General features: G+C 52.6%; 11 protein-coding genes. 8 read left to right on the top strand and 3 right to left on the bottom strand.

Annotation, left to right across the window (positions count from 1 at the left end; genetic code table 11):
* Positions 1-1107 carry a signal peptidase I gene (gene lepB, locus BM040_RS01960; RefSeq protein ID WP_092098482.1) on the top strand — a complete coding sequence of 369 codons (1107 nt, stop codon included), beginning with the start codon at positions 1-3 and terminating at the stop codon, positions 1105-1107.
* 187 nt (positions 1108-1294) lie between these two features.
* Positions 1295-1711 (top strand): hypothetical protein, encoded by a 417-nt coding sequence (locus BM040_RS01965; protein WP_092098484.1) that lies wholly within the window; start codon positions 1295-1297, stop codon positions 1709-1711.
* 49 nt (positions 1712-1760) lie between these two features.
* Here the strand turns inward: BM040_RS01965 and BM040_RS01970 are convergent, their stop codons facing one another.
* The gene (locus tag BM040_RS01970) at positions 1761-4157 is read right to left on the bottom strand and encodes an endonuclease MutS2 (protein ID WP_092098487.1); all 2397 of its coding nucleotides are present in this window, start codon (positions 4155-4157) and stop codon (positions 1761-1763) included.
* Positions 4158-4372: 215 nt separating this feature from the next.
* Between BM040_RS01970 and BM040_RS01975 the strand changes: the two genes are divergently transcribed.
* The 6 genes from BM040_RS01975 to BM040_RS02000 all read left to right on the top strand — a co-directional run bounded on the left by BM040_RS01975 (position 4373) and on the right by BM040_RS02000 (position 8784).
* Entirely contained in the window at positions 4373-4834 is a 462-nt protein-coding gene (locus BM040_RS01975; RefSeq protein ID WP_092098489.1) for a NanQ anomerase/TabA/YiaL family protein, read from the top strand.
* A 138-nt stretch (positions 4835-4972) separates the two neighbouring features.
* The gene (locus tag BM040_RS01980) at positions 4973-6367 is read left to right on the top strand and encodes an MATE family efflux transporter (protein ID WP_092098491.1); all 1395 of its coding nucleotides are present in this window, start codon (positions 4973-4975) and stop codon (positions 6365-6367) included.
* Positions 6368-6479: 112 nt separating this feature from the next.
* A complete protein-coding gene (locus BM040_RS01985; RefSeq protein ID WP_092098493.1) occupies positions 6480-6938 on the top strand; it encodes a GNAT family N-acetyltransferase in 459 nt (152 codons plus the stop codon).
* A 75-nt stretch (positions 6939-7013) separates the two neighbouring features.
* On the top strand, positions 7014-7814 hold the full coding sequence (locus BM040_RS01990; protein WP_092098495.1) for a HipA family kinase: 801 nt from the start codon (positions 7014-7016) through the stop codon (positions 7812-7814).
* Positions 7792-8175 carry a DUF3037 domain-containing protein gene (locus tag BM040_RS01995; protein WP_092098497.1) on the top strand — a complete coding sequence of 128 codons (384 nt, stop codon included), beginning with the start codon at positions 7792-7794 and terminating at the stop codon, positions 8173-8175. The genes BM040_RS01990 and BM040_RS01995 overlap by 23 nt, the downstream gene beginning before the upstream one ends.
* 84 nt (positions 8176-8259) lie before the next feature.
* Entirely contained in the window at positions 8260-8784 is a 525-nt protein-coding gene (locus BM040_RS02000) for a hypothetical protein (RefSeq protein WP_092098500.1), read from the top strand.
* A gap of 118 nt (positions 8785-8902) precedes the next feature.
* Here BM040_RS02000 and BM040_RS02005 read toward each other — a convergent pair whose 3' ends face one another.
* Together BM040_RS02005 and BM040_RS02010 are read right to left on the bottom strand one after the other, a co-directional pair.
* Complete coding sequence (locus BM040_RS02005; RefSeq protein ID WP_092098502.1) at positions 8903-9091, bottom strand: hypothetical protein; 189 nt, start codon at positions 9089-9091, stop codon at positions 8903-8905.
* Positions 9092-9165: 74 nt separating this feature from the next.
* Positions 9166-11328 (bottom strand): S9 family peptidase, encoded by a 2163-nt coding sequence (locus BM040_RS02010; protein ID WP_092098504.1) that lies wholly within the window; start codon positions 11326-11328, stop codon positions 9166-9168.
* Positions 11329-11442 lie beyond the last annotated feature (114 nt).

Raw genomic sequence — 11442 nt, forward strand, 5'->3', positions numbered from 1 at the left:
ATGAACGTTAAATTTTGGGAGAAGAAGCCCGAAACAAAGGAACCTAAGAAAAAGAAGAGCTTTGCCCGCGAGTGGGGCGATGCCATACTTTTTGCTGTCATCGCAGCCAGTTTAATACGCTGGGCCACGTTTGAGGCTTACACCATCCCTACCCCGTCCATGGAGAAATCCCTGCTGGTGGGGGATTTCCTGTTTGTGAGCAAGCTGCACTACGGCCCGCGCACCCCCATGACGCCGCTGCAGGTGCCGCTCACGCACCAGACCATCTGGGGAACCAACATTCCCTCCTACTCCAAGGCCATTCAGCTGCCATCTTACCGCCTGCCCGGTTTTTCGGAGGTGAAACGCAACGACGTGGTGGTGTTTAACTACCCGCCGGAGGATGAACATCCGGCTGACCTGCGCACCAACTACATCAAACGCGCCATCGGCCTGCCCGGGGATTCGCTGGAGATACGGGATACGCAAGTATACATCAACGGCAAGGCGATTGAGAACCCTGAAGAGATGCAGTTTAAGTACATCATCATCCCGACGATGCAGCTTTCCCAGAAATTCTTCCAGGACCGCGACATTCGTTTAAGCGAGGTACAGTTGCTGGACAATGGCTATGTGCTGGACATGACACCGGCGATGGCGGATGAAATTTCCAAGCTCGACATAGTGAAGGAGGTCCTCCCTTACAAAGCGAGCCCAGGAGAAGCGGAGGCAGGCGTCTTCCCGTACGTACCAAGCAAGCTGAAGTGGAACAGGGATTTCTACGGACCGATTTACGTTCCTAAGGAAGGGGTTACTGTGGCCATCACTCCGGAGTCGCTGCCGTTCTACGAGCGTGTCATCAAAGAGTACGAGCACAACGAGAATGTGGAAACCCGTGACGAGAAACTGTTTATTGATGGACAGGAAGTGACGCAGTATACCTTTAAGCAGGACTATTACTTCATGATGGGCGACAACCGCCATAACTCCCTCGACTCACGCTACTGGGGCTACGTACCTGCCGACCACGTGGTGGGCAAGGCCGTAATGATCTGGATGTCTACCAACCCGGAAGGCACCGGGTTTAGTAAAATCCGCTGGAACCGGATTTTCAACATCATCAAATAAGAAATTATACTCTAAAATACTATGACAGAGGCCAGCTATCTAGCTGGCCTCTGTCATAGTATGGGAAATATAGGCAGCTTAAAAATTAGCTGTTTTGGAATCAGGGAGAAAGTATGATTTCCTTAAACTTTTAAAGCGAATACCCATATACGTTAATACATGACTACACTTTTACTCTTCTAACCTTATGAAAAATCTAAAACACTTATTTTTCCTGCTGGCTGCCATTTGTGTAGTGTCGCTAAGCAGCTGCAAAGATGACGACGATGACGTATCTCCGAATGTATCGCTGCTCACAAACGGCGAATGGACTGGTAGTGCAGTATTTATAAACGGGGATGATCTTACCGCAGAATTCGAAGCGGAGTACGGAATAGATCTTACCCGCTATACTTCCAAATTCGAAAGGGATGGGAAATACGTAGACAAATATGCAGGCACTACTATGGTAGAAGGTGCATGGGAGTTTGAAAACGGCGAAAGAATTATAATCTTTGATAAGGGCACCTCAACAGAATACACAGTTGTCATCTCAAAGTTGGATGAGGACGAACTGTTTTATATGCAGGGCGCTGCCGAATTCAGGTTTATCAAAAAGAAATAAAACAGCTGCGGCTCCCTTGCTTGGGAGCCGCAGCTGTTTTATTTCTACTTTACTTCAGCACCGCTAGTGTAGCGCCGTCACCACCGCGCTCTTCGACCTCGTTGCCGAGGCTGGCCACTTCCGGCACCGAGTACAGGTAGTCGCGCACCACCTGGCGCAGCACACCGTTGCCCCGGCCGTGGATGATCTTGATTTCCGGGATGCCCAGCATGATGGCTTCGTCTGTGAAGTTCATCACCCTGGTCAGCGCGTCTTCGGCATACTCACCCCGTATGTCCAGCGTGCTGGCAAAGTCGGCCATGCGCTGCGTCATGTTCATGCCGCGGCTAAAGCCACCATCGCCGCTTTCCATCCGGGCTTTTTTCTGCTTGGCTACCTGCCCCTCTACCCGCTCCAGGTTATCTACCTTTACAATGGTCTTGAGGCCGCCAAACAGCACCTCGGCAGTTTTGCCTTTTATACTTACTACCTGTCCTACTGAGTCCTGCCCTACCAGCGCCACGTTGTCGCCTTCTTTTATACTTCCGTTAGCGATGCGCTTGTGTGCAGGACGTGGCTCTTCTTTGCGCACCTCCTGGGCAAATTCCTCCAGCTCACGGCGGGCCTCCTTGGTTTTCTCCTTCTCGGCCTGGCTCTGCTTTATCTGCTGAATTGTGGATTCGATCTTCTGGTTGGCATCTTTCAGGAGCAGCTTAGCCTTGCCTTTGGCCTCGCGCATAATTTCCTGCTTGCTGTCTTCCAGGAAGTTTTTCAGGTCGCTGTAGTCTTTCACCTGGCGCTTGAGCTTTTCTTCCAGCTTGGTGGCCTCACGCACTTTCTTCTCCAGTTCCTGCTTCTCAGTCTCCAGTTCCTCCAGCAGGCGATCGTAGCGGATTTTATCTCTGCCGACCAGCTTACTGGCCCTGTCGATGATGTGCTTTGGAAGACCGATCTTCTGGGCAATCTCTATGGCAAACGAAGAACCCGGTTTCCCGATCTCCAGCTGATAGAGCGGCTGCAGGTGTTTGTGGTCGTAGCGCATAGCTCCGTTCACGATGCCCGGTGTGCGCTCGGCATAGTTTTTCAGGTTGGTATAGTGCGTCGTGATGACGCCGTACACATTGCTGTCATTGAGCGTTTGCAGCACGGCCTCGGCAATGGCTCCACCAAGTATAGGCTCTGTGCCCGTACCAAACTCGTCTATCAGCACCAGGCTTCGCTTATCGGCCACGGTCACGAATTTCTTCATGTTGGTCAGGTGCGAGCTGTAGGTACTCAGGTCGTTCTCTATCGACTGCTCATCGCCTATGTCAATGAAAATGTCATGGAAGATGCCCGCCTCAGAACCGTCCGCAGCCGGAATCAGCATACCGCACTGCAGCATGTACTGCACCAGGCCCACCGTTTTCAGGCTCACCGATTTACCACCGGCGTTCGGACCTGAAATCAACAGGATGCGCTGATCGCGGTTCAACTCCAGATCCATCGGCACGGTAGGCTTGCCCAACTGCTTGTGCGACAAGTATAAAAGCGGGTGAAACGCCTGCTTCCAATCTATCAGCGGATACTTGTGCAGCTTAGGTTTGGTAGCCTCAATGCGGCGCGCAAAGGCAGCCTTAGCCCGGATGAAGTCGAGCAGGCCCAGGTACTGGTACGCTTTGCGCAGCTCCGGAATGTGGTGGCGCAGTGTGTTGGTCAGCGCCGTCAGGATACGGATAAGCTCGCGGTGGTAAGCGTTTTCCAGATCCTTGATGTCGTTATTCAGTTCAAAAATGGACTCCGGCTCAATATAAACTGTCTGGCCCGTGTTGGACTCGTCGTGAATCAGGCCTTTGATGCGGCGCTTGTGCTCGGCAATCACCGGTATCACCAAACGGCCGCCACGGATGGTTGGCTCCACGTCGGAAGGTGTCCAACCCTCGTTTTTGGCATGCTTGAGGATAGAACTGATTGTTTTACGAAGGATGGCCTGCTGCGCAATCAGATCGCGCTTGAGGCGCTGCAGCTCCGGCGTGGCGTCATCGCGCACAGCGCCCGAGTCGTCCACCACTTTATCCAGTGCAGCCAACAGCGAGCGCTCCACCATGATGTTGGCACCCAGTGCTTTCAGGGCTTCAAAGGTTCCCTCCTCCGTTTCGGAGATAAAGCGCAGCGAGTCGCGTATCGTGCGCAGCGACATCTTGATCTCGAAAAACTGGGATACGTCCAGGAACGAGCCTTCTATGGCTGCCCGGTCGAGGTAGGCAGTAGGGTCATAGTAGTGCTGCAGCGGAATCTCAGCGTCCGACTCCAGCAGTTGTTTAAATTCGTCGGTTTGTTGCAGCAGCCTGTCCACCAGGTCGTGGCGGTTCAGGAATGCCATGCGGCTCACGAAGTTACGGCCAAGCGGGCTCAGGCAAAGCTCTGAGAGCATCTCGCGTACTTGCGCAAACCCAATTTTTATTTCAAAGTTTTCTGGATAGATCAATGCTTATCTTTTAATTTACTGCAAAATTAGCATTTTATAACAAGTACAAACCGGTGTTTCGTTCGTTTTAATATCCTTATCTATTAGCAAGTATCAGGTATCTAGACAAAAGACTTTCTTGACATAAGACAAAGGACTTTTTAACAAGACACATTGGGCGGAAAGCACGGCGCCCATACTTTCTAACTTTTAAACTTTCTAACTTCTACACTCCCATGGTTCTTGACAAACTTGCCAACGCATCACGCTATTATACTTTGCACCCCCTCTTTGAGCAGGCCTTCGCCTACCTGCGCGACACCGACCTGGCCGCCGTAGCAACGGGAGTGCACGAAATAGAAGGCCGCAACCTGTTTGCCATCATCTCCGATGGGCCGGGCTTTTCAGAAGAGGCTTACAAGCTGGAAGTACACCGCAAGTACATCGACATACAGTACATCATCTCCGGCACCGACCGCATGGGCTGGAAGGACCTGGCACACTGCGCTGCCCCCAACGACCCTTACCAGGACGAGCGCGACGCCGCCTTCTTCCCCGATAGAACCAACAGCTGGTTTGAAGTGCCAGCCGGTTCCTTTACCATTTTCTTCCCGGACGATGCGCATGCGGCTATGGTGACCGGTGAGCGCTTGGTGCGCAAGGTGGTGCTGAAGATTTCGGTAAGTCCTAAAGTATAAAACAGCGATAAGGCTATCTCCGGCGCTTGTACTTATTTTTTATACTTTCTTCTGGAGCAAATAAGGGCTGTAAATGCCGCCAACATTAAGCCGGCAAAACCAGTAAATTACTGCTCTTGATTGTAGCCTCTCCTTTCCATGACAAACCTTAGAGAATTTCTGCAGCTCGTCTGGTCTGCCATCAAGGGCAAGGAGCAGGATTACACCACGCTTAGCATCCAGAACAGCATCATTCTGCTGGCCATCCCCATGATTCTGGAGATGCTCATGGAATCTCTTTTTGCCATCGTGGACATCTTCTATGTAGGCCGGCTTGGGGCAAATGCATTAGCCATCGTGGGGCTGACCGAATCTATCCTGATGATCATTTATGCCGTGGGCATGGGCATTAGCATTGCCGCCACCGCTCTGGTGTCGAGGCGGATTGGGGAGAAAAAGTATAGGGAGGCCGGAAGTATAACGTTCCAGCTGATCGTGACGGGCATCGTGCTGGCCCTGCTGATGGGCGGCATCGCCACCTTCTTCGCCGGCGATTTACTATCCTTAATGGGGGCCGCGCCCGAGCTGGTGGCAGAGGGGGTGACGTACGCGCAGGTGATCTTTGCCGGTAACGTGGCCATTCTGCTCCTCTTCCTGATAAACGGCGCTTTCCGTGGCGCAGGCTTGCCTCACCTGGCTATGCGTACGCTCTGGCTGGCAAACGGCATCAACATTGTCCTGGATCCGCTCCTCATTTTCGGCATTGGCAGCATTGAGGGCCTCGGGTTGGCTGGGGCAGCCTGGGCCACCACCATTGGCCGAAGCCTGGGTGTGGTGTACCAGCTCTACCACCTCTTCAACGGCAAGCACGTGCTGAAAATCACGGGGGATAACCTGGTGATCAGCCTTAAAATGATTCTCCGCATCCTGAAGCTCTCCTCCGGCGGTGTGGGCCAGTACCTGATCGACTCAGCCAGCTGGATCTTTTTAACGAGGCTAATGGCAGAGTTTGGCAGCAATGCTTTGGCCGGGTATACCATTGCCTTCCGCGTGATTACCTTTACCCTACTCCCTGCCTGGGGACTATCTTCTGCAGCCGCAACGCTGGTGGGGCAAAACCTGGGGGCCCGCAAAGCGATAAGAGCCGAGCTCGCCGTATGGCTTACTGCCCGCTACAACATGGTGTTCATGGCCGTTATCACGCTCCTGTTCTTACTCTTTGGCAAACACGTTTCCAGTTTCTTTACCAGGGAGGCCGAGGTAATCGGCATTGCCACAGATGCCCTGCAAATCATCACGTTGGGTTATATTTTCTTTGGGCTGGGCATGGTGATGGTACAAGCCTTTAACGGGGCTGGCGATACCCGCACGCCTGCTTTCATCAACATCTTTGTGCTGTGGGTTATTGAGATTCCGCTTGCTTATTTGATGGCTGTTTACCTGGGCTTTGCGGCCACAGGCGTCTTTATCGTCATTGCCTTCTGCCATTCGTTGCATGCCCTCGTTAGCTGGTGGCTATTCCGGCGCGGTACCTGGAAGCGTGTGAAAGTATAAACTGCCAAATAAACACTAGAAGTATACTTTTTTAGCAATCACCAGCGTCTTCCCCTTCAGAATAGCGATACTTTTTCTATACTTGCCGGAGCAATTGCTAACTGCTACTCCTATGCTCCAAATCATTAGAACCGACTCTAGTAATCCTGACTTCCGGCTGCTGGTTTCCCTGCTCGACCAGGACCTGGCGGTGCGCGATGGGGCGGAACATGCTTTCTATGCGCAGTATAACAAACTCGATAAGATACAACAGGTGGTAGTGGCTTGCCAGGAAGGTATGGCAGTGGGCTGCGGGGCTATCAAAGCCTACGAATCGGGCGTTGCAGAGGTCAAACGTATGTATGTGCGGGAGGAGCTGCGGGGACAAGGAATTGCCAAAAAGGTGCTGCAGGAACTGGAGCGATGGGCAGCTGAGCTGGGTTATACTTCCTGCATCCTGGAGTCGGGTAAAAAGCAGCCGGAAGCCATCAGCCTCTACCAAAAATGCGGCTACACGCTCATCCCGAACTATGGGCAATACAAGGGTGTAGCGAACAGCGTGTGCATGCAGAAACAGCTGGCCAAAGTATAGGCATAAAACAAACCCTGCTAACTTTGGGTTACCAAAGGCAAACAAAGCGGAGGTCTCCGCAGAGAACAAGTATAAATGAAGTATACCCCACCTGAAATAAGGACCGTTGATGTGACGCGGTACATCACCCCGCTGCGTGAAGGCGGCTCGCTGCCGGCCATTGTGGAGGCGGATGATGAGTTTATGTACGTGCTCAAGTTCCGGGGAGCCGGGCAGGGTATAAAGGTGCTGATTGCCGAACTGATTGTAGGCGAAATTGCCCGCGCCTTGGGCTTCCGTGTACCCGAAATCGTATTTGCCACACTGGATAAGGCTTTCGGGCGCACCGAGCCGGACGAGGAAATACAGGATCTGCTGCGTGCCAGCGAGGGCTTGAACCTGGCTTTGCACTACCTTTCCGGCGCCATCACCTTCGACCCGGTGGTGACGACCCTGGATGCGACACTTGCCTCCCAAATAGTATGGCTCGACAGCCTGGTGATGAACGTGGACCGCACCGCCCGCAACACCAACATGCTTATGTGGAAGAAAGAACTATGGCTGATTGACCATGGCGCGGCCTTATACTTCCATCACTCCTGGAACAACTGGGAAGAGCAGGCCAAGCGCCCTTTCCCCCAGATAAAAGACCATGTACTGCTGCCACTGGCCACAGAACTGGAGGCTGTAAATGCTGAATTCAACACCATACTTTCACCTGGGCGCATAAAGGCCATACTTTCAGCCATTCCCGATAGCTGGCTTACAGGCGTGGAGTCGCCTTTTGAAACCGCTGAGGAGCACCGCCAGGCCTATGCCCGGTTATTAGAGACACGTCTCGCCCATTCAGAAACCTTCGTAAAAGGAGCCGACCATGCAAGAAAAGCACTTATTTGAGTACGCAGTGATTCGGGTGGTGCCCAGGGTGGAGCGGGAGGAGTTTCTGAATGTCGGTGTGATTCTTTTCTGCTCCTCCAAGGGTTTTCTGCAAACCAGGTATGCCCTCGACGAAAGCCGCCTAAAAGCCTTTTCAAGCTGCATCGATTTACAGGAGCTGCACCAGCGTTTGGGTGCCTTTGAGAAAGTATGCGCCGGCCGCAAAGAGGGTGGCCCCATCGGGCAATTGGGTACAGCTTCCCGCTTCCGCTGGCTTACCGCCAACCGCAGCACCATCGTGCAAACTTCGCAAGTACATCCAGGTCTGTGCGCCAATCCCCAGGAGACGCTGGATAGGCTGTTTGAGCAGCTGGTGCTGTAGCAGTTTATGTTTTTCTAACTTGCAGGGGCTGGCATCCATGTCTACTACTTTGTCTTTCTATTCTTCAACCTATAAAACAAGTTTATGAGATCAACTTTACTTTTAGTACTATTCTTTTTAATCACCGTCTCAGCTGCTTCTGCCCAGAAGATAGACACGACAAAGAGGCCACCCGCTGCCAAAGTAGAGGAGGCCAAAAAAATTGCCACCACCATCTTTGATGATCTGAAGCACAAGCGCCATGATAAAGTTGCGGATTTTATGGTAGAGAGCCTCGGCAAGAGCTGGGATTCCTCCACCCGGATCAAAAACAAAAATGATTACCGCGGTAAGATGGAGATTATTAGCGTAAGTCCTCCGAGTGGTGTTTACGGCGCGCTTGGCGGATACGACCTGATAGAGGAAGCCTATCTGCCAGGCAGCGACAGGTACTTCCGTCATACTTATATTACGTACCACGAAGGCAGTAAATTAGTATGGGAGCTGCGTTTTTACATCAATACAAAGCAGGAACTTACACTGGATTACATTGGATGGAGCGAGAAAAACCCATTTGAATACCTAAGCACATCTGATATGCTGGTACCGCGCTACTTCAACAATTACTAAAATACTTCCTCCAAAAAGCCCTGCCGGACAAATGCATGACGCATCTTTCAGGCAGGGCTTTTTTTATTAATCGTTGATTGAAAGGCAAACGGCAATAGGAATACCTTCTTTGTAAATCTTACTCCACTACTTTATAATTGCAGGTTGGGCCCGCATAGTAGGTGATCCGTTCTTCGGCCATCAGTTCCTGAATAATCTTGTCAGTATACTCCTTGCTGAAGCCCAGGCTTTTCCCTAAATCAATTTCGTCTTCCTTTCCTTTGTTTTGGCGCAGTGCCTCCAGGTATTTTTCTTTGTCTTTTTCCATTTTCTATTGAGCGTTTCTTCCGGTTATACTTCCCTGGGCGGCAGAAGTTGAAGCAATCTTTCAATAGAAAATTGTTATCTCCCCTTCTGCAGACCCACTTCGCCGGTGTTCAGCAATTTTCTTTTAAAGAAGTCAGCCGTGGCCGCGTTTACTTTCACGGCATTGGCAAAGCGCATCCAGTGGTGGGTATCGTCCACCAGCACCAGCGTTTCGAACGGTACACCTTTATCTTCCAGGCGGCGCACCAGGTCCATGCTGTCGCGGAAATCCACGTTACGGTCGTCGTCGGCATGGATGATAAGCACGGGCGAGGTCCAGTTAGCTACCCAGGCGGCCGGTGAAGACTTCCACATAACCTCCACGGCCTGCTCGGCGTCGGGCGCCTTTTCGTAGCGGTCCGGGTAGAGGATACGGGCAATGCCTCCGTAAGTCAAATCACTCATGCCATGGATGTTTACGCCTGCGGCAAACAGATCGGAGTTATGTGCCAGGGCCAGCCCAGTAAGGTAACCACCATAGGAACCGCCATAAACCCCAATGCGCTTGGCGTCCACCTGCGGCTGAGCGGCCAGCCACTTGCCTGCCGCGCGGATGTCTTTATACTCCGAGGCCCCTGATTCGCCGCTGTTTTCGCGGTGCTGGAAATCATACCCGTAGCCAATGCCCAGCCTGTAGTTTACCGACAGCACCACAAAGCCCATGCTGGCCAGGTATTGGTTCATGGCATACACATTATTATAGTAGTCGGAGTAGTGCCAGCCCAGCAGCATCTGCCGCGAAGGCCCGCCATGCACGTACACAATCGCCGGTTTATTGCGCCCGCCCCCTTTCGGCTCGAACAGCTGCCCGTGCAGCAGCACGCCATCCTCTGCCTTAAACGTGACCTGCTTGGGCACTACCAGTTTCTGCTGCGGATAGTCTGCGGGGAGTAAATCATCGGCCAGGAGCTTGATTTTGGCTTTGCGCTTGAAGTCCATTACGGAAGGCAGGGGCGGGCGCTGGGCAGTCGCGCTCAACAAGGCCAGTGTTCGTCCATCCCCTGTCAGCACTGGCATCATCTCGATGCCATCTCCCGTGGTGAGCACCTCCGTGTCGGCTTTGTCTACAGGCACGCGCGCTACGTGGCGGCGGTCTATATCCTCTTTATCTGGCCCGGTGTTGGCGCTAAATACGAGCCATTTCCGGTCGTGGCTTAGCTTGACATGCTCCACGGCAAACTGGCCCGGGGTAAGCAACAGCGGTTTTCCTCCCTCAGCAGGAATGGAGTACAGATGCGGCCAGCCGTCTTCATACGAAACATATACAATTCGGTCTCCTGCCCCCCAGTGCAGGTTAAAGCTTCCGTTCGTCCGCGGGATGGAGCCACGCAGGGTCTGCGGTGCTTTCCATACTTGTTTGGCTTCACCAGATGCTACGTCGGCCACCCAGATGCTCCAGGGCCGGTGCTGCCACGTCAGGAGCGGCTGCGGCGCGCCTCCCGTGCCTTGCGTGCGCACAAAAGCCAGCCGCTTGCCGTCCGGGGACCAGCGCGGGGAACGGTCGCTGGCCAGAGCGGGCGCTACCCATTGGATGGGCATTTCAGGATTAGTGTAAATGCCGATAAAGGCATGGCCCTGGCGGTTGGCCACAAAGGCCAGCTGCGCCCCATCCGGCGACCATACCAGCGAGCCCACGTTGCCGCGGGTTACGAAGAGAGGCTGCGCAGGCGCTGATCCATCCAATGGTGCCAGCCATACTTGCCCCTTAAAAGTATAGGCTACCTCTCTGTTATTTGGAGAGATAACAGGGTAACCGCCCTCTCCTATCCGCACCGGCTCGCCGCCGCTAAACGGTACACGCCATACTTCCACTTTTGGAGGAATCGGCAGGCTTTCGGGGTTTACAGTCTCGTGCTCATCCCAGATAGAGCCATGCTCACCGCCACGCACATACACCACCCACTGCCCATCATTCGAAACAGACAAACTTGTGATTTCCTGGCCATCATCCTTCAGGTAGTTAGTAAGCCTCCTATACTTAAAATCCGGCCCTTCTGCCACATACACATTGCGGCGCCCCTGTTCATTAAATGCCCAAACCATTCTGGAGCCTTCAGCCGCCGTGGTCAACTCCGTCGGGAAAGGGTGGCTCATGACAGACTCTATGGAGAAACTTTGAGCTGCTGCACCAGGAGAAGCCCCAAACATCAGGTATACAGCAAAGTACAGGTAGAGGCCCGGAAGTATAGATTTCATCATCGTTTTCGCCTTTTAAGAGGATTATATGCTTAACCACAGCTAAATATATCAATATCTATGAAACTTTATTGAAGACATCAACTATAATACCCTATAATCATTACAAGTATAAAG

This window comes from Pontibacter chinhatensis (assembly GCF_900113285.1).
In the GTDB taxonomy this organism is placed as follows: Bacteria; Bacteroidota; Bacteroidia; order Cytophagales; family Hymenobacteraceae; genus Pontibacter; species Pontibacter chinhatensis.

Bases quoted from the DNA above. Each gene is read 5' to 3' on its own strand.
- BM040_RS01975 (WP_092098489.1), top strand. From the start codon at position 4,373: ATGGTTCTTGACAAACTTGCCAACGCATCACGCTATTATACTTTGCAC.
- lepB (WP_092098482.1), top strand. From the start codon at position 1: ATGAACGTTAAATTTTGGGAGAAGAAGCCCGAAACAAAGGAACCTAAG.
- BM040_RS01965 (WP_092098484.1), top strand. From the start codon at position 1,295: ATGAAAAATCTAAAACACTTATTTTTCCTGCTGGCTGCCATTTGTGTA.
- BM040_RS01990 (WP_092098495.1), top strand. From the start codon at position 7,014: ATGAAGTATACCCCACCTGAAATAAGGACCGTTGATGTGACGCGGTAC.
- BM040_RS02000 (WP_092098500.1), top strand. From the start codon at position 8,260: ATGAGATCAACTTTACTTTTAGTACTATTCTTTTTAATCACCGTCTCA.
- BM040_RS02005 (WP_092098502.1), bottom strand. From the start codon at position 9,091: ATGGAAAAAGACAAAGAAAAATACCTGGAGGCACTGCGCCAAAACAAA.
- BM040_RS01995 (WP_092098497.1), top strand. From the start codon at position 7,792: ATGCAAGAAAAGCACTTATTTGAGTACGCAGTGATTCGGGTGGTGCCC.
- BM040_RS01980 (WP_092098491.1), top strand. From the start codon at position 4,973: ATGACAAACCTTAGAGAATTTCTGCAGCTCGTCTGGTCTGCCATCAAG.
- BM040_RS02010 (WP_092098504.1), bottom strand. From the start codon at position 11,328: ATGATGAAATCTATACTTCCGGGCCTCTACCTGTACTTTGCTGTATAC.
- BM040_RS01985 (WP_092098493.1), top strand. From the start codon at position 6,480: ATGCTCCAAATCATTAGAACCGACTCTAGTAATCCTGACTTCCGGCTG.